General features: G+C 71.5%; 18 protein-coding genes. 9 read left to right on the top strand and 9 right to left on the bottom strand.

Annotation, left to right across the window (positions count from 1 at the left end; genetic code table 11):
* Positions 1-74: 74 nt before the first annotated feature.
* From ACFYPD_RS08175 to mmsA, 3 genes are read right to left on the bottom strand one after another with little or no spacing between them, the layout of a single operon-like run.
* The gene (locus ACFYPD_RS08175) at positions 75-1,178 is read right to left on the bottom strand and encodes a substrate-binding domain-containing protein (protein ID WP_387110275.1); all 1,104 of its coding nucleotides are present in this window, start codon (positions 1,176-1,178) and stop codon (positions 75-77) included.
* Between the two features lie 55 nt (positions 1,179-1,233).
* Positions 1,234-2,532 carry a multiple monosaccharide ABC transporter permease gene (mmsB, locus tag ACFYPD_RS08170; RefSeq protein WP_387110273.1) on the bottom strand — a complete coding sequence of 433 codons (1,299 nt, stop codon included), beginning with the start codon at positions 2,530-2,532 and terminating at the stop codon, positions 1,234-1,236.
* A complete protein-coding gene (mmsA, locus tag ACFYPD_RS08165; RefSeq protein WP_387110271.1) occupies positions 2,529-4,076 on the bottom strand; it encodes a multiple monosaccharide ABC transporter ATP-binding protein in 1,548 nt (515 codons plus the stop codon). The genes mmsB and mmsA overlap by 4 nt, the downstream gene beginning before the upstream one ends.
* Positions 4,077-4,436: 360 nt before the next feature.
* On the opposite strand from mmsA, the gene ACFYPD_RS08160 reads away from it, so the two are divergent.
* The 3 genes from ACFYPD_RS08160 (at position 4,437) to ACFYPD_RS08150 (ending at position 9,578) form a co-directional block, all read left to right on the top strand.
* Complete coding sequence (locus ACFYPD_RS08160) at positions 4,437-5,474, top strand: LacI family DNA-binding transcriptional regulator (protein WP_387110269.1); 1,038 nt, start codon at positions 4,437-4,439, stop codon at positions 5,472-5,474.
* Positions 5,475-5,579: 105 nt separating this feature from the next.
* Positions 5,580-8,723, top strand: a complete 3,144-nt coding sequence (locus ACFYPD_RS08155; protein ID WP_387110268.1) for a GH92 family glycosyl hydrolase — start codon at positions 5,580-5,582, stop codon at positions 8,721-8,723.
* Positions 8,724-8,834: 111 nt separating this feature from the next.
* Positions 8,835-9,578, top strand: coding sequence for an N-acetyltransferase (locus tag ACFYPD_RS08150; RefSeq protein ID WP_387110266.1), 744 nt, complete (start codon positions 8,835-8,837; stop codon positions 9,576-9,578).
* A 10-nt stretch (positions 9,579-9,588) separates the two neighbouring features.
* Here ACFYPD_RS08150 and ACFYPD_RS08145 read toward each other — a convergent pair whose 3' ends face one another.
* Both ACFYPD_RS08145 and ACFYPD_RS08140 read right to left on the bottom strand, forming a co-directional pair.
* Entirely contained in the window at positions 9,589-9,894 is a 306-nt protein-coding gene (locus ACFYPD_RS08145) for a DUF1330 domain-containing protein (protein WP_387110264.1), read from the bottom strand.
* 62 nt (positions 9,895-9,956) lie between these two features.
* On the bottom strand, positions 9,957-11,033 hold the full coding sequence (locus tag ACFYPD_RS08140) for a DUF6081 family protein (RefSeq protein ID WP_387110263.1): 1,077 nt from the start codon (positions 11,031-11,033) through the stop codon (positions 9,957-9,959).
* A 313-nt stretch (positions 11,034-11,346) separates the two neighbouring features.
* On the opposite strand from ACFYPD_RS08140, the gene ACFYPD_RS08135 reads away from it, so the two are divergent.
* Positions 11,347-12,303: a hypothetical protein gene (locus ACFYPD_RS08135; RefSeq protein ID WP_387110261.1), complete on the top strand. Its 957-nt coding sequence runs from the start codon at positions 11,347-11,349 to the stop codon at positions 12,301-12,303.
* Positions 12,304-12,349: 46 nt separating this feature from the next.
* Positions 12,350-12,682 carry a putative quinol monooxygenase gene (locus ACFYPD_RS08130; RefSeq protein ID WP_387110259.1) on the top strand — a complete coding sequence of 111 codons (333 nt, stop codon included), beginning with the start codon at positions 12,350-12,352 and terminating at the stop codon, positions 12,680-12,682.
* A gap of 14 nt (positions 12,683-12,696) precedes the next feature.
* Here the strand turns inward: ACFYPD_RS08130 and ACFYPD_RS08125 are convergent, their stop codons facing one another.
* Positions 12,697-14,331: an MFS transporter gene (locus ACFYPD_RS08125; RefSeq protein WP_387110257.1), complete on the bottom strand. Its 1,635-nt coding sequence runs from the start codon at positions 14,329-14,331 to the stop codon at positions 12,697-12,699.
* A 322-nt stretch (positions 14,332-14,653) separates the two neighbouring features.
* Between ACFYPD_RS08125 and ACFYPD_RS08120 the strand changes: the two genes are divergently transcribed.
* From ACFYPD_RS08120 to ACFYPD_RS08110, 3 genes are all read left to right on the top strand, one after another.
* Positions 14,654-15,634: an SRPBCC family protein gene (locus ACFYPD_RS08120; RefSeq protein WP_387110255.1), complete on the top strand. Its 981-nt coding sequence runs from the start codon at positions 14,654-14,656 to the stop codon at positions 15,632-15,634.
* 10 nt (positions 15,635-15,644) lie between these two features.
* On the top strand, positions 15,645-16,820 hold the full coding sequence (locus ACFYPD_RS08115) for a zinc-dependent alcohol dehydrogenase (RefSeq protein WP_387110253.1): 1,176 nt from the start codon (positions 15,645-15,647) through the stop codon (positions 16,818-16,820).
* Positions 16,821-16,919: 99 nt separating this feature from the next.
* Positions 16,920-17,279, top strand: coding sequence for a hypothetical protein (locus ACFYPD_RS08110; protein ID WP_387110252.1), 360 nt, complete (start codon positions 16,920-16,922; stop codon positions 17,277-17,279).
* A gap of 48 nt (positions 17,280-17,327) precedes the next feature.
* Here the strand turns inward: ACFYPD_RS08110 and ACFYPD_RS08105 are convergent, their stop codons facing one another.
* Positions 17,328-18,167 carry a S1 family peptidase gene (locus ACFYPD_RS08105; protein WP_387110250.1) on the bottom strand — a complete coding sequence of 280 codons (840 nt, stop codon included), beginning with the start codon at positions 18,165-18,167 and terminating at the stop codon, positions 17,328-17,330.
* Between the two features lie 338 nt (positions 18,168-18,505).
* Between ACFYPD_RS08105 and ACFYPD_RS08100 the strand changes: the two genes are divergently transcribed.
* Positions 18,506-19,918, top strand: coding sequence for an endo-1,4-beta-xylanase (locus ACFYPD_RS08100; RefSeq protein ID WP_387110249.1), 1,413 nt, complete (start codon positions 18,506-18,508; stop codon positions 19,916-19,918).
* Positions 19,919-19,980: 62 nt separating this feature from the next.
* Here ACFYPD_RS08100 and ACFYPD_RS08095 read toward each other — a convergent pair whose 3' ends face one another.
* Together ACFYPD_RS08095 and ACFYPD_RS08090 are read right to left on the bottom strand one after the other, a co-directional pair.
* Entirely contained in the window at positions 19,981-21,555 is a 1,575-nt protein-coding gene (locus ACFYPD_RS08095; protein ID WP_387110247.1) for a Na+/H+ antiporter, read from the bottom strand.
* Between the two features lie 76 nt (positions 21,556-21,631).
* A complete protein-coding gene (locus tag ACFYPD_RS08090) occupies positions 21,632-22,252 on the bottom strand; it encodes an L-threonylcarbamoyladenylate synthase (protein ID WP_387110245.1) in 621 nt (206 codons plus the stop codon).
* Between the last annotated feature and the right edge of the window lie 34 nt (positions 22,253-22,286).

Genomic DNA, 22,286 nt, shown 5'->3' with positions numbered 1-22,286 from the left:
CGGGGCGGGTGCCGCCCCCGACCATGACGAAGGGCCCCGGAGCGAACTCCGGGGCCCTTCGTCGTGCGAGCGGATTACTTGGTGAGCGGGCCGAGCTTCGGGTCGTTGGCGTACGCCTCGGCCGCGTTGGCCTTGGTGACGGCCACCGGCGGCAGCAGGTAGGTGTCCACGACCTTGACGCCGTTGTTGTACGACTTGGTGTCGTTCACCTCGGGGGTGTTACCGGCCTGCAGGGACTTCACCATCTCGATGGTCTGCTTGACCAGGTTCCGGGTGTCCTTGTTGATCGTCATGTACTGCTCGCCAGCCATGATCGACTTGACCGACTCGACCTCAGAGTCCTGACCGCTGACGACCGGGATCGGCTTGCCGGCACCCTTGATCGACGTGATGATCGCGCGGGCCAGGGTGTCGTTCGGGGAGAGGACGCCGTCCAGCTCCTTGTTGCCGTAGGTCGAGGTCAGCAGCTGGTCCATGCGGGCCTGGGCGCCCTCGGCCTTCCAGCCCTGGATCGCGGTCTGCTTGACGTCGGTCTGCTTCGAGGCGACGACCACGTTGCCCTTGTCGATCTCCGGCTTGAGCACGCTCATGGCGCCGTTGAAGAAGACACCGGCGTTGTTGTCGTCCGGCGAGCCGGAGAAGAGCTCGATGTTGTACGGGCCGTTCGGCTTCTTGGCCTTCATGCCGTCCAGCAGGGCCTGGCCCTGGAGCTGGCCGACCTTGAAGTTGTCGAACGCGACGTAGTAGTCGAGGTCCGGGGTGTTGGTGATCAGCCGGTCGTACGCGATGACCTTCGCGCCGGCGGCGTGCGCGGCGGCCACCTGGGTGGACAGCTGCGCGGCGTCGGTCGCGCCGATGACGATGACCTTGGCGCCCTTGGTCACCATGGCGGTGATCTGGGCCTGCTGGTCCGCGACGGTGGTCGACGCGCCGGCGTACTGCACGTCGCTCTTGAAACCGGCCTCCTTGAGGCCGTTGGTGAACAGGTCACCGGCGAGGACCCAGTTCTCCGAGGTCTTCGACGGCAGGGCGACGCCGATCAGGGCGTCCTTCGCGAAGCCCTTGGTGTCGCCCGAGCCGCCGGTGTCGCCGTCGCGGCCGGAGCCGCAGGCGGTGGCGGTCAGGGCCAGCGCGGCGATGGCGCCGATGGCCACCGATTTGCCGATCAGATTACGCATGGCTGGATGGTGCCCTTCTGGAGAGGTGATACGGGGTGTGAGGCGGGGTGGAACGTCAGCTCGGCACGGCCGTGCGGGCGGTCTCCCGTTCCGCGTCCGGTGGCGCCGTGGGCGGGGTCGGGGTGTCGCGGCGGAACGAGCGGGTGAGGCTGCCGATGATCGAGAACCGGCCCTGCTTCTTGTTGTAGACGTCCAGCGCGACGGCCAGCAGCAGCACCAGGCCCTTGATGATCTGGACCCGGTCGGTGCCGACGCCGAGCAGTTGCAGGCCGTTGTTCAGCACGGCCATCACCAGACCGCCGACGATCGAGCCGCTGATGGTGCCGATGCCGCCCGAGACGGCCGCGCCACCGATGAAGACCGCGGCGATCGCGTCCAGTTCCCAGCCGTTGCCGTCCTGCGGACCGGAGGCCGCCGAACGGGCCACGAAGATCATGCCGGCCAGGGAGGCCAGGACGGCCATGTTCATCATGACGAAGAAGTTGACCCGCTTGAGCTTCACACCGGAGAGCTCCGCGGCCCGGGAGTTGCCACCGACGGCGTAGATGTGCCGGCCGCCGGCGGTGTTCCGGGTGTAGAAGGAGTACGCCAGCACCAGCGCCAGCAGGATGATGCCGGAGACCGGGAAGCTCGTGCCGACCCGGCCGCTGGCGAAGCGGAGCGCGGCGAAGACGATCACACCGACCATGACGGCCATCCGGAGCACCGAGATCCACATCGGGGCCGGCTCGGCGTCCATCTCCCGGCGGGTCTTGCGGGCCTGGAACTCCCGCCACACCACGGCCACGCACGCGGCGAGGCCGAGCAGGAGCGTCAGGTTGTTGTAGCCGGTGTCCGGGCCGGCCTCGGGCAGGAAGCCCGAGCCGATCACCCGGAAGCCCTCCGGCACCGAGATCGTGTTCGCGTTGCCGATGAACTGGTTGCCGCCCCGGAAGAGCAGCATGCCGGCCAGGGTGACGATGAACGCCGGCACCCCGACGTAGGCGACCCAGAAGCCCTGCCAGGCGCCGATGATCGCGCCGATCACCAGGCCGAACAGAATGGCGACGGGCCAGGGCAGCGACCACTCCGCCATCGACTTGGCCACCAGGATGCCCGTAAAGGCGGCGATCGAGCCGACCGAGAGGTCGATGTGCCCGGCCACGATCACCATCAGCATGCCGATGGCCAGGATGAGGATGTACGAGTTCTGGTTGAACAGCGCGATCAGGTTGTCCGATCGCAGGGTCAGGCCGTCCGTCAGGATCTGGAACAGGACGACGATCGCCACCAGGGTGAAGATCATCCCGAACTGGCGGGCGTTGGACGTGGTCCCTCCGAAGAGGTTCTTCTGCAGGTCCTTGATTCGGCTCATCGTGTCTGCATCTTCTTCGTCGAGGTCATCTGCTTCATGAGGGTTTCCGGGTCCGCGTCCTGCCGGGCGATCTCGCCGGTGATGGTGCCTTCGAACACGGTGTAGATGCGGTCGCAGAGCCCGATCAGCTCGGGCAGCTCCGAGGAGATGACGACGACGCCCTTCCCCTGGTCGGCGAGCCGCTGGATGATGCTGTAGATCTCGTACTTGGCGCCCACGTCGATGCCGCGGGTCGGCTCGTCGAGGATCAGGAGGTCCGGGTCCGTGAACATCCACTTCGCCAGGACGACCTTCTGCTGGTTGCCGCCCGAGAGCTTGGAGACGCCCTCGTCGACCGTCGGCGCCTTGGTGCGCAGTTCCCGGCGGTAGGACTCGGCCGCCGTGTACTCGGCGACCTCGTCCAGGACGCCGTGGCGCGAGATCTTCGACAGCTTGGCGGCGACCGTGGAGGTCTTGATGTCGTCGAGCAGGTTCAGGCCGATCGCCTTGCGGTCCTCGCTGACGTAGGCGAGCCCGTGGGCGATCGCGTCCGCCACCGACTTCAGGACGATCTCCTTGCCGTCCTTGATGATCGTGCCCGACTCGTACACCCCGTAGGAGCGGCCGAAGACGCTCATGGCCAGCTCGGTGCGGCCGGCGCCCATCAGGCCGGCGAAGCCGACGATCTCGCCGCGCCGCACCGTGAAGCTCTCGTTCTTGCAGACCTGCCGCTCGGCGGAGATCGGGTGCCGGACGTTCCAGTCGCGTACCTCGAAGAAGACCTCGCCGATCTTCGGGGTGTGGTCGGGGAAGCGGCTGCTCAGCTCGCGACCGACCATGCCCCGCACGATCCGGTCCTCGTCGACGCCGTTCGCCTTGACGTCCAGCGTCTCGACGGTCCGGCCGTCGCGCAGGATGGTGATCTGGTCGGCGATCGCCTCGATCTCGTTGAGCTTGTGCGAGATCATGATCGAGGTGATGCCCCGCGAGCGGAATCCGCGCAGCAGGTCCAGCAGGTGCTGCGAGTCGGCCTCGTTGAGCGCGGCCGTCGGCTCGTCCAGGATGAGCAGCTTGACGTCCTTGGCGAACGCCTTGGCGATCTCCACCAGCTGCTGCTTGCCGACACCGATGTCCTTGACCAGGGTGTCCGGGTCCTCCCGCAGGCCGACCCGGGCCATCAGGTCCAGCGCCATCCGGTTGGCGGCCTTCCAGTCGATCGCCCCGTGCTTGCGCGGCTCGTTGCCGAGGAAGATGTTCTCGGCGATCGACATGCCCGGGATGAGCGCGAGCTCCTGGTGGATGATCACGATCCCGGCGTTCTCGCTCGCCCGGATGTCCGAGAAGCGGGTCTCGGCGCCCTGGTAGCTGATCTGGCCGTCGTAGCTGCCGTACGGGTAGACGCCGCTGAGCACCTTCATCAGCGTCGACTTGCCGGCGCCGTTCTCGCCGACGATGGCGTGGATCTCGCCGGCGCGGACCACCAGGTTGACGTCGGCCAGGGCCTTGACGCCGGGGAACTCCTTGGTGATGGAGCGCATCTCCAGGAGGACGGGCAGATCGCTCATCGCTCCCACCACCTTGCCAACGTCATGGCCGCCTCCGCGGGTTATGACAGACGCTCACTTTTCGTTGTCGTGGGCAACCCAATCTCGTCCGGGGCCCTTCCGCAAGTGCTCAAGTCGCTCATTTACGTAACAAGTCGGTAATATCGACCGCCACGGTGAGTGACCTTCGCGACGCACCTGCGGGTTGCCGAGAAGCGCCCCGGTGGTGCTACTGATCAACCCATGACATCGTTGACGCGCATCGTATACCGCCGCCGTTCCGAGGCACCTTCATGACCCGGGTCCGCCTGGTCACGTCGTGCCGCCGACCGCCGGCCCGAGCCGGCGACCACCCGACACCCGGGTGTCATAATTCCCGCCATGACCGCTGACCGGAAGGCTGGTCGACCGGGCCTGGCCCAGGTCGCGGCGCTGTCCGGGGTGTCGGTCAAGACGGCCTCCCGGGCCCTCGCCGGCGAGCCGCGGGTGGCCCCGGAGACCCGGTTGCGGGTGCGCGACGCCGCCGACCAGCTCGGCTACCGACTGAACGGGGTGGCCCGGGAGCTCCGCCGCGGCGCGAGCACCTCCACCCTGGTCGGCCTGCTCATCGGCGACCTGGCGAACCCGTTCTACTCCCGGCTGGCGGGGGGCCTGGAGCGCGACCTGCGCATGCGGGGCCTCCAGTTGATCACCGCGAGCACCGACGAGGATCCGGAGTGGGAGCGGCGGCTCGCCGACGCGCTGCTGGAACGGCGGGTCCGCGGGCTGGTGATCGCCTCGACCGCGACCGAGCACGCCCACTTCGCGGCCGAACACCGCCACGGCATCCCGTTCGTGTTCGTGGACCGGCCGCCGGTCGAGCTGGCCGCGGACACCGTGCTGCTGGACAACCACCACGGCGCCCGGCAGGCCGGCGCCCACCTGACCGCGGCCGGTCACCGGCGGATCGGAGTGGTGGGCGACCTGTCCCGCCTGAGCACCCATCGGGACCGGCTGGACGGCTTCGCCGAGGCCATGCGCGCGGCCGGCGTGGCGAACTGGGCGGACTACCTGGTGGAGAACGCGCACGACGTCCCCGCCGCCGAAGCGGCCGTGCTCGGGTTGCTGGGCCGCGCCGCCCCTCCGACCGCCCTATTCACCATGAACAACCGGATCACGCTGGGCGCCCTGCGGGCCCTGCGGGGGCACCCCGCCCCGCCCGCGCTGGTGGGCTTCGACGAGGTGGACCTCGGCGACGTCCTGGGCGTGAGCGTCGTCGCGCACGACCCGGAGGAGATGGGCCGGCGGGCGGCGGGACTGCTGCTCGACCGGATCGACGGCCATCGCGGACCGGCCCGGCAGGTGGTGATCCCGACCCGGCTGCTCGCCCGTGGCTCGGGCGAACGGCCGCCGACCTCGGCGGGGACAGCCGGCACCTAGTCCCCCATTGACACGCACCTCCCGGGGCTCTACACAGGACCATGACACCTGTCGATGACAACGATGTCACAGAGTGTCGTCCGCGCCTCGAAGGAGGATCGCCTCATGCTCCGATCAGGCCCGTCCCGTCTGCTCACCCTGGTGGCCACCGCCATCACCGGCGCGTCCGCGCTCGTCGCGGTCGCCTCACCCGCCGCAGCGGCGCCGCTCAACCTCACTCCGTACGTGAACCCGTTCATCGGCACCGACGACAGCAACGCGCCGAACCCCGTCGGCGGCGGCGCCGGCGGCAGCACCGTCCCCGGCCCGGTGCAGCCCTTCGGCATGGTGCAGCTGAGCCCGGACACCCCCACCGCCTCGCCCTCCGGCTACCGCTTCGCCGACACCCAGATCGAGGAGTTCAGCCTCACCCACTTCAACGGCGCCGGCTGCGCCAACAACGAGGACCTCGGGATCCTGCCCGTCACCGGCGCGCTCGGCGCCTCGCCGGGCACCTCGTGGACCTCCTACCGCGCCACCCAGGACAAGGCACAGGAACAGGCCCGTCCCGGCTTCTACCGGACCGTGCTCAGCAACTACGGCAACACCCGCGTCGAGGCGTCGGCCACCCAGCGCAGCGCCGTCCTGCGCCTCACCTATCCCGCGACCAGCACCGCGCGGGTGCTGATCAACACCAGTCGCAGCGCCACCGGCAGCCGTGCCGGCTCGATCCAGATCAGCGGCTCCACCGTGACCGGCAGCGTCACCGGCGGCGGCTTCTGCGGCAACAGCAGGACCTACCAGATCTTCTACCGGATGGAGTTCGACCGCGCCCCCAGCGGCGTCGGCACCTGGCTCGGCGGCACCGTCACCGCCGGCTCCACGAACGCCAGCGGCACCAACTCCGGCGGGTACCTGACCTTCGACACCTCCGGCAACCCCGTGGTGCAGGTCAAGGTCGGCATCTCCTTCGTCAGCCCGGCGGGCGCGCAGGCCAACCTGGCCGCCGAGCAGTCCGGCTTCGCCTTCGACACCGTCCGCGCCAACGCCGACGCCCAGTGGAACGCGATCCTCAACCGGGTGCAGGTCACCGGTGGCGCCGCCGCCGACCTGCAGAAGTTCTACGCCGCGCTGTACCGCGTGTTCATCAACCCCAACCTGGCCAGCGACGTCGACGGGCAGTACCGCGGCTTCGACAACGCCGTTCACACCGCCGGCCACCCGGTCTACCAGAACTACTCCGGTTGGGACATCTACCGTTCCTGGGCCGCGCTGATCGCCTTCCTCGCGCCCGCCGAGGCGGCCGACATCGCCCGGTCCATGGTGCTCGACGGGCAGCAGGGCGGCCTGCTGCCGAAGTGGTCGCACAACACCAACGAGGCCTTCGTCATGACCGGCGACCCCGGCCCGATCATCGTCGACAGCATGTACCAGTTCGGCGTACGGGGGTTCGACACCGCGGCGGCGCTGGCCCTGATGAAGAAGAGTTCCGCCGGCGGCACCACCCAGGGCAGCCCGATCCGCGGCCGGCAGAGCGGCTACGTCCAACGCCACTACATCGACGGCGATCCGTCGGACTCGCTGGAATACTCCGCCAGCGACTTCGCGGTGGCCCAGTTCGCCCGCGCCCTCGGCGACACGGCCACGTACGACACCCACATGGCGCGGGCGCAGTGGTGGCGCAACACGTTCAACCCCGAATCGGGCTACGTCCACCCGCGCAACGCCGACGGCACCTGGCCGTGGCCGCTCGACCCGGCCAGCCAGTCGAATTTCGTCGAGGGCAACGCGTCGCAGTACACCTGGATGGTCCCCTACAACTTCGCCGCCCTGATCGACCTCATGGGCGGACGGCAGACCGCCGTCCAGCGGCTCGACCACCACTTCACCCAGACCAACGGCGGCCAGTCGCAGCCGTACTTCTACATCGGCAACGAGCCGGAGCACGGCGTCCCGTGGGCCTACCACTTCGCGGCGGCGCCGGCCGGCACCAGCGCCGCGGTCCGGCGGATCATGAACGAGTCGTTCACCACCGGCCCCGGCGGGCTGCCCGGCAACGACGACCTCGGCGCCACCTCCGCCTGGTACGTCTGGTCGGCCCTCGGCATGTACCCGCCCACCCCGGGGGCGGACACCCTCGCCCTGCACGGCCCGCTCTTCCCGTCGATCCTCGTCGACCGGCCGGCCGGTGACGTCCAGATCACCGCCGCCAACGCCGGCCAGGGCAACCAGTACGTGCAGAGCCTCGCCGTCAACGGGGCGGCCACCCAGCGCACCTGGCTGCGCTACGGCGACCTCGCGGGCGGCGCGACCCTGTCGTACACGATGGGCGGCGCCCCGTCCTCGTGGGGCACCACTCCCGCCGACGTGCCGCCGTCGTTCACCGATGGGTCCACCCCGCCGGCCGCCGCACCGGAGCTGGGCACCAACCTGGCCGCCGGCAAGCCGGCCAGCGGCTCGGCCGCGTGCAACACCGCCGAGGGTCCGGAGAAGGCGTTCGACGGACGCCTCGGCAGCACCAGCAAGTGGTGCTCGCTCGCGGCGGGCACGAAGTTCCTCCAGGTCGACCTCGGAGCGAACCAGACCGTCCGCTGCTTCGTCGTCAAGCACGCCGGGCTCGGCGGGGAGAACACCGGCTGGAACACCGGTGACTTCACCATCCAGACCAGCACCGACGGCAGCGGTTGGACGACCCGCGCCACCGTCACGGGAAACCGCGCGAGCCGCACCTACCACCCCGTCCCGGCCGTGACCGCCCGGTACGTCCGGCTCAGCATCACCACGCCCACCAACAACGGCAACACCGCGGCCCGCATCGGCGAGTTCGAGGTGTACGGCACGGCCGGCGCGACGAACCTGGCGCTGAACCGGCCCGCCACCGCCGACTCGCAGTGCGCCAGCACGGAGGGGCCTGAGAAGGCCGTCAACGGCAGCACCTCCGGCGGCAACTCCGACAAGTGGTGCTCGACCGGCGCCACGAAGTCCCTCCGCATCGACCTGGGCGCCGGCCACCGCATCCAGTCGATCACCGTCCACCACGCCGCCGCCGGTGGCGAGGATCCCGCCTGGAACACCCGGGACTTCGACCTCCAGGTCTCCCCGGACGGGTCGACGTGGACGACCGTCGCCCAGGTCCGCGGCAACACGGCGGGCGTGAGCAGCCATCCGATGTCCGTCGACGGCAGGTACGTGCTGGTCAAGGTGCTCACCCCCACCCAGACCACCGACGCGGCCGCCCGCCTCTACGAGGTCGAGGTCTACGGCACCTGACCGCAGCGCCGACACCCGCTCGGACGGCGGCCGGCGCCTGCGGGGCGCCGGCCGCCGCCGGAGCGGAAAAGGGCGTGCGGATCAGGCGGTGACCGCTCTACCGTGCCCGGCGTGACCCTGGACATCGTGAGCCTGGCGGAGCGCCCCGAGCTGGCGCCGCTGCTCGACAAGGATTTCGACGGCGCCTGGCCGCAGTTCATGCTCTGGGACCCGATGGGGTCGGTGTACTACAGCGTCGCCCACGACCTCTACCCGGAGTTCGTCTTCGCCGCCGTGGACCCGGCCGAGCCGGGTCGCGCCGTCGCCCGGGCGTACGCGGTGCCGCTGCGCTGGACGGAGGACGAGCTGCCCGACGGCGGCTGGGACCGGATGATCCAGCGGGCCGCCGTCAACCGCCTCGCCGGCGCCACCCCGAACCTGGTCTCCGCGCTGGAGATCTGCGTGCGGCCGGAGCGGCGCGGCGGCGGGGTGTCCGGGCTGGTGCTCACGGCGATGCGCGAGGCGGTCGCCCGGCAGGGCTTCGACACCCTGGTGGCACCGGTGCGCCCGAACGGCAAGGCCGCCGTCCCCGACCTACCGATGACCGAGTACGCGGCACGGGTGCGCCCCGACGGCCTGCCGGTCGACCCGTGGCTGCGGGTGCACGTCCGGGCCGGCGGGGTGATCGAACGGGTGGCGCCCCGATCGATGGCGATCACCGGCACCCTCGCCGACTGGCGGCGGTGGACCGGGCTGCCGTTCGCCACCAGCGGGCCGGTGCACGTGCCGGGCGCGCTGGCGCCGGTGCTGGTCGACGTGGCCCACGACCACGCCGCCTACGTCGAGCCGAACGTCTGGGTGCGGCACCGGCTGTGACGGGCGGCGGTCAGGCCGGCCAGGCGTGGCCGATCCCGTCGAGCAGGAGGACGACTCCCTCGGTGGCCGCCTCCCGGTCCCGGGAGATCTCCCGGTATTCCGGCGAGGTCGACCACCGCTCGAAGTCCTCCCGGTTGTCGAAGGACATGAGCACGGCCTTCTCGTGCGGCCAATTCCCCTCGACCACCCGCGGGGACGCGTCGGCGGCGAGCAGCCGGCCGCCGTGCCGGGCCAGGACGGGCAGGAAGGCCGCGACGTACCGGTCGTAGCGCTGTCGGTCGTGGACGGTGATCTGCGCGAGGGCGTAGACGGTCACCGACCCAGGCTACCGACCGGTACGCGCCGCCGGTGTCCCCCGGCCCGGCGGCTCGGGGCCGCCTACCGGCCGACCGTGCGGACGGTGAAGTTGCGGAACGAGCCGATCGCGCCCTGGCCGAAGGTCCGCTCGGCGGGCGGGATGGAGACGCTGTAGGGCGCGTACCGCGGGTCGCAGATGCCCGGGCCGGTGGCGTCCGGCGGGGTGCAGCCGTACTGGAACGGGAACGCGTCGAGCAGGCTGAACAGGCCGTGCGCCAGGGAGAACGACCGGATCTTCCCGGCCAGCGGCTCACCGGGGCCCAGCGACGGGTACGTGCCGGTGTAGCTGACGCGCTGCCGGTCCAGCGGCACGCCCACCTGCCCGACCCGCGCGACCACCACGCCGTCGAGCAGGTACGTCACGCTGGCGTGCCCGCCCGCCTCGCGATAGCGGATCGCGGCCCGGTGCGGCACGCCCGGCGTGATCGGCACCTCCCGGATGATCTGCGTGTACGCCCGGTCCAGGCCGACCTCGGTGGCGCCCGGGCAGTCCGGGTTGGTGGTGTTGCCGGTGACCGTGCTGGGCAGCCGCTCGATCAGCGGGAACGCCCGGGTGCCGGAGACGAACCAGTCGAAGAGCTGCCCGGTGCAGAAGTCGATCATGTTGAGCACGACGGCCGCCTGCTGGCCCTCCAGCACGGCGTCGGCGTAGGGGCGGGCGGTGGGGCCGGCGACGGCCGCGGAGCCGGGCGGCCCGTACCGGCCGTGCACCACGTGCCCGCCGATCGCGCCGGGGGTGCGCGCGGTGATGTCCACGGAGAACTCGACCGCCCCCTGCCGGGGCACCGGGAAGGTCCGGTTGCTGACGGCCATGTACTTGAGGTGGTCGTAGACGCTGAAGTCCACACCGGTCTTGAACGGCACGTCGCTGACGGTGAGCACCCCGTCGTCGACGTCACGGGTCGCTCCGTCCAGCGGCCCGTAGATGTTCGACCACTTCCGCTCGTACTCGGCCAGGTCCGCCGAGTCGTAGTGCACGACGCTGGGCCGCGATCCCGGCGCCGCCGCGGCGGCCGGCGACGCCACTCCCGGACCGCCGATGACCACCACGACCGTCGCGGCGCCCAGCACCCGTCGGAACCTGTCGTGTCTGCGCACATCGTCCTCCCTGCGTCCGTGCTCGCCGAGCCGCGCCGGTCCTCGCCGCTCCACCTCGAACCATCGTCCGAGGTGGATGCCGTCCCGACATCCACCGCCCGGCGCGGCCCGTCGGCCCGGACGGCCCGGCCGCACCGCCGGGGCGGCGTTGGCAGGGCGCCGCCGGGCTCCGCCACCATGGACCGTCGGGTCGGGGACCCCTGCGGCACGGAAGCTGTCAACTGCCCGAATCGCCCTGGCCATTCCGCCCCTGACCTGCGGATACTGGACGAGAGGCCAGCCGCCGAGCTGCGCCGGTTGGGGGGCAGTCGCCATGATCGACCAGGAGACCCAGCTCGGGACCACCCCGGAGACTCCGGCGCCGGCGCCGCCCGGGTCCACCGTGCCCACCGCGGTCTGGCAGGTGCGGGTACGGACCAAGCTGGACGACCTGTACCAGCAACTCGGCGGCCTGGCGGCCGGCGGCACCGTGAACCCCGGCCGGGTCGCCGCGCTGCGCGCCCAACTGTCCGGCGTGGAGTCCGTGCTGGGCCGCAGCGGGGTGGTCGAGTGGCTGCGCGGCGGCAACCTGGAGTACGCCTGGCAGACCATCCACTCGGTGGAACGCGCCATGGCGGGGCTGCGGACGCCGGAGGAGCTGCTCGGTCTGCTGCCGGCGTACCAGGGCGCGGCCGCGCAGTTCCTGAAGGCCGACGACAAGGTGCTGACCGACTTCGACGCGTCGGCGGACGTTGCCGCGTCGGCGCGGTTCCAGGCCAAGGTGCAGGCGCTGCTGCTGCGCTACCACTCCGCGTCGGACGAGTTCCACGAGTCGGTGCGCCGGTTGCGCAACCGGATGCTGGGGCTGTCGGTCTTCGCGCTGGTCGCCGAGGTGCTGATGGTGCTGGTGCAGTGGCGCAGCCGGGACGTTCAGCTGCTCAAGCCGCCGACCGACGCGGCCGGGGTGCCGGCCTGGCGGCTGCTCTTCTTCGTGCTCATCGCCGGGGCGCTCGGGGCGTTCATCAGCGCCCTGCCCTCGATGATCACCTCGCGCTCCGGCGGCCTGCCCTACAAGCTGCCCTTCCAGCAGGGCCTGCTGAAGCTGGCGATCGGTCCGCTGGTAGCGGTCGTCGGGATCATGCTGGTGATCGGCGGCCTGGTGGAGACCACGGTAAACAGCACCGCCGCCCTGCTGGGCGTCGCCATCGTCTTCGGCGCCGGGCAGCAGGCGGTCACCGCGTTCGCCGACCGCCGGGCGTCGGAGCTGCTCGCCCCGGTCACGAAGGGCTGACCGGCGACAACGGCGAGCCGGCGCCGGCCTGGGTAGCCTTAGGCGCATGATCTTCATTACCGCGAAGTTCCGGGTCCGGCCCGAGGACGCCGACCGCTGGCCGCAGATCGCCGCCGAGTTCACCGAGGCCACCCGGGCCGAGCCGGGCTGCCTCTGGTTCGACTGGTCCCGCAGCCTGGACGACCCGACGGAGTACGTGCTGGTCGAAGCGTTCCGCGACGACGACGCCGGCGCGTCGCACGTGCAGTCCGCGCATTTCCGCGAGGCCCAGCGGACCCTCCCGCCGCACCTGGCCGAGACGCCCCGGATCGTCAACACGACCGTGCCGCAGCAGGACTGGTCGCGGCTCGGCGAGATGGCCGTCCCCGAGGGCGACTGACGCCGGGTCGACCGTCAGCACACCTGCTCGCCGGCCGCCTCCGCCCGGCCGACGGCCGCCGGCAGCAGGTGGCGTACCACCGGCGCGCCGTCGGACAGGTCCCGCGCCCGGTCCTCCGCCTGCCGGTCGGCCTCGGTCAGCCGGCCGCCGTGCTGGCGCAGGTGCTCGTCCCAGGAGGGCACCAGGTAGACCTCGGTGAACTGGTCGGGCGTCTCGCCGGCGCGGAACAGCCCCCACCGCATCGCCCCGGTGCGCTGCCGCGACCCGCGGACGCGGTTCATCGCGTCGAGGAACTCCCCCTCCTGCTCGGGCCGGACCGTGTAGGTGACCGTCACCAGCACCGGTCCCACCCGGGGATCCGGCTGGAGCATGAGGGCCAGGGGCGGCCGGTAGGCGGTCGGGTCCCGGGTCAGTCCGCGCAGGTCGGGCAGCGGCCAGACCTGCGACGTCACCGCACCGACCAGCATCAGGGCGGCCGCCACTCCGAAGGCGGCGACCAGCCCGGTGAGGTCGGCCACCACGCCCCAGAGCAGCGCGCCGACGGCCTGGCCGCCGCCCTGGACCACCTGATAGACGGCCAGGCCACGGGCGCGTACCCAGCCGGGGAGGAAGAGCTGGATCTCGGCGTTGACGTTGGAGAGCACGGTCACCCACGCCAACCCGGCCGGCAGCAGGGCGACCAGCACCACCGGAACGCTCCGGACCGTGCCCACCACGATCAGCGTCGCCCCGTACACCGCCCCGGCCAGCAGCAGGAACTGGTTGGGCCTCATCGCAGTGCGGGTCCACGACAGCAGCAGCCCACCCAGGATGGCGCCCACCCCCAGGGCCGCCAGCAGCAGGCCGTACCCGCCGGAGCCCAGGCCGAGCCGACGGCTCGCCACCAGCGGCAGCAGCGCCCACAGGGCGCTGGCCGGGATGATGAACACCAGCGCCCGGCGCAGCAGCCGGCGCACCGTCGGCGAGTGCCGCACGTAGCGGCCGCCGGCGCGCAGCGCGGCGGTGAACCGCTCGGGCACCTCGACGGCCCGGGCGCCGCCGGCACGCCACCGGACCAGGGCCAGCGCAAAGATCAGGTAGGCCACCGCGTTGAGTCCGAAGACCGGGGCCACGCCCACCCGGGCGATCAGCACACCGGCGGCGGCGGGCCCGACGGCACGGGCCGCGTTGACGCTGATCGCGCCCAACGCGGAGGCCGCCCGCAGCTGCTCGCGAGGCACCAGCTCCGGGATGATCGAGGCCCAGGCCGGCAGGGTCAGCGCCTGCCCGACGCCGAAGGCGAAGGTGAGGGTGAGCAGCAACGCCGGCGGCATCCGCCCCGCCGCCGTGAGCAGGGTCAGGGCCACGGCCACCGCCACCAGGAACAGCTGCACGGAGATCAGCAGGTGCCTGCGATCGAAGGTGTCCGCGAGCGCGCCCGACGGCAGCGCGAGCAGCAGCATCGGCAGCAGGCTGGCGGTCTGCACCAGGGCGACCAGCGTGGAGGCGTTGGACTGGTGCACCAGCAGCCACTGCGCGCCGACCGTCTGCATCCAGGTGCCGATGTTCGCCGCGAGCAGCGCCAACCACAGGTTGCGATAGACCGCCGTGCGCAGTGGCGACCAGGCCGAGAACCCCTGCTCGGCGGTGGCGTCGGTGGCGGCGGTCACCGACCGCCCGCGCGTCGCACGCGCTCGCCGGAGCGGAACCCGTCGCCGGCCCGGTTCCGCGGCCCGCCCGGCAGCGGGCCGGGGTGGCGCTGCCTCACCGTGGAAGTCCTCGCGCCCATACCTCTCCCCCGTGTCGCCGCCCCCGCGCGGGTCCGCGCTTTCGTGCCGCCGCGTTCCCGCCGCCACCGGTTCCACACTCCGGCCGGCCGCCCGGGTGTGCGGCCGGGATTAGCGGGAAAGGCACGGCGGCCTGTCGGTACCCGACCTCCCACTCGACCGGGGAACGGTCACCGACACCTTCTCGAACACGGGGTGACGACGTATGACACGAGAGACGACCATGGGCGTCCGCTCGGTGACCGACAATCTCGGGATCCAACGGGCGACCCGGGACCAGGGGTCGGAGGGACTGGCTCGCTTCCTCGGCTGGTTCAGCCTCGGCCTCGGCGTGACCGCGCTCGCGGCGGGGTCACGGCTGGCCCGGGCGGCCGGCGTGGACGACTCGCGCACGGCTCGGACGGTGTTGCGGGCCACCGGGATCCGGGAGATCGGCCACGCCGCGGTGCTGCTGGTGCCGCGGCGGGCCGGGCTGGGGCCCTGGACCCGGGTGGCGGGTGACGTGCTGGACCTGGCCGCGACCGGCCAGGCGTACCGCAACCGGTGCGGCGACCGGCGCCGGCGGGCCGGTCTCACCCTCGCCGTCCTGGGCGGGATCACCGCCCTCGACCTCTACGCCTCGGTGCGCGCCACCCGCAACCGGCGGGTCAGGCCGGAGGGCTTCGCGCACGGCTCCGTGACGGTCAACCGCACCCCCGAGGAGGCGTACCGCTTCTGGCACGACTTCGAGAACCTGCCCCGGTTCATGTACCACCTCCAGTCGGTGACCAACACCGGCCCGCAACGCTCCCACTGGTCGGCGAAGGCGCCGGCCGGCCGGACAGTCGAGTGGGAGGCGGAGATCGTCGAGGAGCGCCCCGACGAGCTCATCAGGTGGCGCTCCGTCGACGGCTCCCGGGTGCCCAACTCCGGCACGGTCCGGTTCACCCCGGCCGCCGGTGGCAACGGCACCGAGGTGCGGGTGGAACTGGAGTACGCGGTGCCGGGCCGCCGGGTGGGCACGCTGGTCGCGAAGGCGTTCGGCGAGAACCCGCAGCAGCAGATCTGCGACGACCTGCGGCGGTTCAAGCAGGTCATCGAGACCGGCGAGCTGACCCGGTCGGACGGGACGCCCGACGGCACGAGCATCCAAAACCAGGCTAAGCAGCGTCCGGCCCGCCCGCTGGCGGCCCACCGGACCGCGTGAGGGAGGCACCGTGAAGGCCAACTGCTGGGTCGCGCCGAACCGGGTGGCCATCGAGGAGGTACCGGACCCGACGGTCCTCAACCCGCGTGACGCGGTCGTCAAGGTCACCTCGGCCGCGATCTGCGGATCCGACCTGCACCTGCTCGACGGATTGATCCCGGCCATGAAGCGCGGCGACGTGCTGGGCCACGAGTTCATGGGCGAGATCGTCGAACTGGGCTCCGGGGCGCGGGACGGGCTGCGCGTCGGCGACCGGGTGGTGGTCGGCTTCCCCATCGCCTGCGGGGACTGCGCCTCGTGCCAACGCGGCCTCTACTCGGTCTGCGAGAACTCCAACCCGAACGCGGCGATCGCCGAGACCGCGATGGGCCACACTCCCGCCGGCATCTTCGGTTACTCGCACCTGATGGGCGGGTACGCGGGCGGGCAGGCCGAGTACGTCCGGGTGCCGTACGCCGACGTCGGGGCGCTCAAGATCGAGGACGGCCTGGCGGACGAGCAGGTGCTGTTCCTGTCCGACGTGCTGCCCACCGGTTACATGGCCGCCGAGATCGGCGACGTCAAGCCCGGGGACGTGGTGGCGGTCTGGGGCGCGGGTCCGGTCGGCCAGTTCGCCGCGGTGAGCGCCTTTCTGCTCGGCGCCGAACAGGTGGTCGTCATCGACCGGTTCCCGTATCGGCTGCGGATCGCGCGGGACAAGGCCGGCGCGGAGACAATCAACTACGAGGAGACCGACGTCCTGGACACGCTGCGCGAGATGACCGCCGGCCGCGGGCCGGACGTCTGCATCGACGCCGTCGGCATGGAGGGGCACCACGCCTCGGCGGCATTGCACGCGTACGACCGGGCGAAGCAGGCGGTGAAGGCGGAGACCGACCGGCCGCACGCGCTGCGCGAGGCGATCCTGGCCTGCCGCAACGGCGGCACCGTCTCGGCGATCGGGGCGTACGGCGGGTTCATCGACAAGTTCCCGATGGGTTCGTTCATGAACCGGTCGCTGACCCTGCGCTCCGGGCAGGCCCACGTGCAGCGCTACATGCGCCCGCTGCTGGAGCGCATCCGCAAGGGTGAGATCGACCCGAGCTTCATCATCACCCACACCATGCGGCTCGACGACACGCCGCACGGCTATGACATCTTCAAGAACAAGCAGGACGACTGCCTAAAGGTGGTGCTCAAGCCCTGAAGATTTCCAACGATCAGCAGACTCGATATTGAAACTTGTTTGCACCAGCGGCTACTCTCCGGGGAAGTGATCCACTATCCACCTTGGAGGGGTCGGACCATGCGCAAGCTGATGTCGGCGGTCGGTGCGGGGGCGTTGCTGACGGCGGGACTGTTCGTCGGCGCCGCACCGGCGCAGGCGGCGGCCTGCACCCTGGTGCAGTCCGAGATCTACAACGGGGCCAACATCATCGCCTGGGCCCGCGGCCTGGAGGGCTGCTCCGGCGACGTCTACTGGGAGATCCAGTCCAGCGACGGCGGCAGCTGGCAGGTCACCGAGAGCGGCACCACGCACTACGACGACCAGGTCGTCAGCTACTACGGCGACGTCGAACTGCCGTGCTACCTGCGGCTGTACGCCAAGTTCGGCACGCAGGAGAAGCTCACCCAGCCGGCGCGCAACAACAACTGCGCCGGCTGACCGGACGGACCGGGCGGGGGATGCTCTCGGCACCCCCGCCCGGCCCGCTCAGGGGATGGTGAGGCCGTACGCGGCGAGGATCTCCGTGATCGGCTGGTAGTAGCTGGTGCCCCCGGAGGTGCAGTTGCCGCTGCCGCCGGAGAGGATCCCGATCACCGTGCCGGTCGACGCCACGTAGAGCGGGCCGCCGCTGTCCCCGGGTTCCGCGCAGATGTTGGTGCGGATCAGCCCGGACACGGCGCCCTCGGCGTAGTTGACGGTCTGGTTCAGGCCGGTGACCGAGCCGCACCGCACGCCGGTGGTGGCGCCGCTGCGGCAGACCGCCTGGCCGACGTACGCGTTGCCGGCACCGTAGATGGTGACCTGGCCGGTATAGGTGTACACCGCACTGGGGTGGGCGATCGTGCCGGTGTAGCGGACCACCCCGTAGTCGTTGCCGGGGAAACTGGTGCCGGTCCGGCTGCCGAGCACCGTGGTGCGGGCGCTGTCGGCGTACCAGATGCCGGCCAGGTTGGTGCAGTGCCCGGCGGTGACGAGGTAGTAGGTGCTGCCGCTGCGCACGTTCGCGCCGAGCGAGCAGCGTCCTCCCCCGCCGTAGATCGCCTGGCCGCCGGCGATCAGGGTGCGCAGCCGGCCGGGTTCGTGGCGGAGCGCCGCGCCGGCTCGGGCCGCGGTGCGCCGCAGCGCCGCGAGCTCGACGCCGGTGACGGTGTCGTCGACGGTGAGCGTCAGCCGGCCGCTGGCCGGGTCGATTCCCCACGCGGTGCCGGCGGTTCGCACGGCGGCGAGCCCGGTGGGCGTGAATTCCGGGGCGGTGCCGGCCCGGGCGGCGGTCGGGGTGCCGGCGAGCAGGGCGGCCAAGGCGAGGACGGCGAGCGAACGGCGCATGCGGGATGCCACCTCCATCGTCACGGATCGATGTCCTCCAGCATCCGCCCTGACCACCCTCCGTTCAACCATGGCCGAAAGTTTCGGAGCCTCCGCGCCCGCCGGGCCAGCACGCCACGGAGTCCGCACGGGAGAACACATCCCCATCGACGCTGTTAAGTTTTCGGAACCATTCCGGTAGTCTCGCTCCAGAGATTCGCTTCGATCAACTCACGGTGGCGGGGAGTGCCCTCCCCACCCCGCGCGGCCTCCGGGCGGCCGCGCACCGAGCCGACCACCGTGGCGGGCAGTGGCCGGGGCGGGCTGACCACACCGATACGGCTAGGAGAGGCTTTCAGATGGACAAGGTGCTCGCCCGCGGCAGCGGGAGCGCGGCGGCCCGGTCGCGCCCGCGGACCGCGGTGGTGTCGATGTTGGCCGGCGTCGCGATGATCGCCACGACGGTGGCGGTGGCGACCAGCGCCAGCGCCGGGACGACGCTCGGGGCGTCGGCGGCCGAGAAGGGCCGTTACTTCGGCACCGCGGTGGCCGCGAACAAGCTGTCGGACGCCACGTATGTCGGCATCCTGAACCGCGAGTTCAACATGGTCACCCCCGAGAACGAGATGAAGTGGGACGCCACCGAGCCGTCCCAGGGCCAGTTCACCTACACCAGCGCCGACCGGATCGTCAGCCACGCTCAGGCCAACGGCATGCGGGTCCGCGGCCACGCGCTGGCCTGGCACTCCCAGCAGCCGGGCTGGGCGCAGAACCTGTCCGGCACCGCGCTGCGCCAGGCGATGATCAACCACATCACCCAGGTCGCCACCCACTACAAGGGCAAGATCTACGCCTGGGACGTGGTGAACGAGGCGTTCGCCGACAGCGGTGGCGGCCGCCGCGACTCCAACCTCCAGCGCACCGGCAACGACTGGATCGAGGTGGCCTTCCGCACCGCTCGGGCCGCCGACCCGGCCGCCAAGCTCTGCTACAACGACTACAACACCGACAACTGGACCTGGCAAAAGACGCAGGCCGTGTACAACATGGTCAAGGACTTCACGGCACGTGGCGTCCCGATCGACTGCGTCGGCCTGCAGTCGCACTTCAACAGCGGCTCGCCGTACCCGAGCAACTACCGCACCACCCTGCAGAACTTCGCCGCGCTCGGCGTCGACGTGCAGATCACCGAACTGGACATCGAGGGCTCCGGCACCACCCAGGCCACCACCTACGGCAACGTCGTCAGGGACTGCCTGGCCGTGTCCCGCTGCACCGGCATCACCGTGTGGGGCATCCGGGACACCGACTCGTGGCGGGCCAGCGGCACCCCGCTGCTCTTCGACGGCAACGGCAACAAGAAACCGGCGTACACGGCGGTGCTCGACGCGCTGAACGCGGGCGGCACCACCCCGCCGCCCACCACCCCGACGACCCCGCCGCCCACCAGCAACCCGCCGACCACCCCGCCGCCGTCGGGCAACGGCTGCACCGCGTCGCTCACCACCAACCAGTGGCAGGGCGGCTTCGTCACCACCGTCCGGATCACCGCCGGCGCCGCCGGACTCAACGGGTGGGCCGTCGGGCTGACGCTGCCGACCGGCGCGAGCCTGGTCAACACCTGGAACGCCCAGCCGAGCGGCACCAGCGGCGCGCTGACCTTCCGCAACGTGGCCTACAACGGCCAGGTCGGCGCGGGCGGCAGCACCGAGTTCGGTTTCCAGGGCACGGGCACCGCCCCCTCCGGCACCCCCACCTGCACCGCGGGCTGACCGTCCGGGCCCGGCGCGGGTGTCGCCGCGCCGGGCCACCGCCGCCGTCCGGCGGCCGGCGCTCAGTCCTCCGGTTCGGGGCCGAGCAGCCGGATCTCCTCGATGTCGATGGCGGCCTGGATCTGCCGCAGCACCACGTCGTCGATCTGGTTGGTGTTGCGCAGCCGGGTGACCTCCTGCCGTTTGCGGTCCAGCACGCCGAGGCGCAACCGCCGGCCCATCTCGCGCTCCTCGTCGGCCTCGTCGCTGCGCGGGGAGCGGACGTCCGCCAGGTGGTCCTGGTAGTCGGCGCGGAGCCGGTCGACGGTGTCCGGGGACGCGCCGAGTTCGGCGGCGACCTGGGGCAGCGCGTCCAGGGCAGCCTCGGTGGCCCGGATCCGGGCCCAGCGCACCTCGTGCTCGCGTTCCCGGTCGCCTGTCAGGCCGGCCCAGGCGACCACGGCCGGCAGGGTGGTGCCCTGCACCAGCATGATCAGCACGATCACCACCACGGTGACGAAAATGATCAGGTCGCGTTCCTGCACGGGTGCCCCGGCGTGCGTGGTGACCGGCACGGCCAGCGCGGCGGCGAGCGAGACCGCGCCCCGGAACCCGGCCCAGCCAGCGGCGGTGCGGACCCGGGCGTCGAAGCGGCGGGCGCGGCGGGACTCCCGTCGGTCGATGCCCTGCAACCCCCCCACCGCCACATGCACCCAGATCATCCGGGTGGCCACCACGACCAGGGCGACCAGCACCGCGATGCCGAACGACTCCAACGGCGAGTGGCTGGTGATGCTGCGCAGCGACCGGGGCACCTGCATGCCCAGCAGCACGAAGAGACTGCCGTTGATCATGAAGGTGGAGAGGTCCCAGAACGCGTACGCGGTGAGCCGGGAGCGGGCCCGGATCACCCGGGGCCCCGCGTAGGAGAGCAGCAGGCCGGCCACCACGACCCCGAGCACCCCGCTGGCGTGCACCGCGTCGGCGAGCAGGAAGGCGACGAACGGGGTGAGGATGCTCAGCCCGCCCTCGCGCAGCGGGTCGTCGACGTGCTTGCGGATCAGGATGACCACGCCGCCGACGAGCACACCCGCGAGGATCCCCCCGAGCGCCTTGCCGACGAACTGTCCACCCAGCTCGAACCCGTTGGGCACCCTCCCACCGGCGATCACCCCGACGGCCACCGAGAAGAGCACCAGCGCCGTGCCGTCGTTGACAAGGCTCTCCGTGCGCAGCGTGGTCAGGATGCCGCGGGGCATCCGCTTGGCCAGGCCGGCCACGGCGGCGGCGTCGGTGGGCGCGAGCACCGCGCCGAGCACCCAGGCGGCCGCCGGCTCGACGCCGAGGGCCTGGGCCACGTACGCCACGGCGACCATCGTGAGGATCACCAGCGCGACAGCGAGGAGGGCGATCACCACGAGGTTGGCCCGGATCTCGCGGAGGCTGATGACCAGGCTCTCCCGGTAGAGGATCGCCGGGAGGAAGAGCAGCAGCACCACCTCGGGCTCGAGGATCACGTTCTCGAACGGCGGTAGCAGGCCGAGCCCCGCCCCCATGGCGATGAGCAGCACGGGCGGGGCGACGCTGTACCGGCCGCCGATGGTGGTGCCGATGAGCACGGTGGCGCCGAGCACCGCGATCAGCACGAGTGTGCTCATGCCGTACCCCCGTCACCGTCCGCCGGATCCCACGGTGCCGCACCGCGGGCCACGACGGGGTGGAACGGCCCGATCGCTACTCGAAGCGGGACGGGTCGCCGGCGCCGCGGCGCAGGATCTCCGGCTCCGGCCCGGACAGGTCGACCACGGTGGTCGGCTCCAGGCGGCAGTCCCCCGCGTCGACCACGGCGTCGACCAGGTGGTCGAGCCGCTCCTTGATCTCCCACCCCTGGGTCAGCGGCTCCTCCTCGCCGGGAAGCAGCAGGGTGCTGGACAGCAACGGCTCGCCGAGTTCGGCCAGCAGCGCCTGGGTCACCGTGTGCTTCGGTACGCGGACCCCGACGACCCGCCGCCGCGGGTCCTGGAGGCGCCGGGGCACCTCGGGGGTGGCCGGCAGGATGAACGTGTAGCTGCCCGGGATGGCCGCCTTGACCTGGCGGAAGACCGCGTTGCTGAGCTTGACGAACTGGCCGAGCTGGGCGAAGTCGCGGCACACCAGGGTGAACGGGTGCCGCTCGTCGAGCCGGCGGATCTCCCGGATCCGCTCGACCCCGCCACGGTTGCCGAGCTGGCAGCCGAGGGCGTAGCAGGAGTCCGTCGGGTAGGCGATCAGGCCGTCGCCGCGCAGCAGGTCCACGACCTGCCGGAGCACCCGGGGCTGCGGATTGTCGGGGTGCACGTCGTAGTACCTCGCCACGTCCGTCAGCCTATGCCGCCGGCCGGGTGCGGGC

The sequence above is a fragment of the Micromonospora sp. NPDC005299 genome, from assembly GCF_042872345.1.
In the GTDB taxonomy this organism is placed as follows: Bacteria; Actinomycetota; Actinomycetes; order Mycobacteriales; family Micromonosporaceae; genus Micromonospora.
This window is presented reverse-complemented; position numbering and strand designations above follow the sequence as displayed.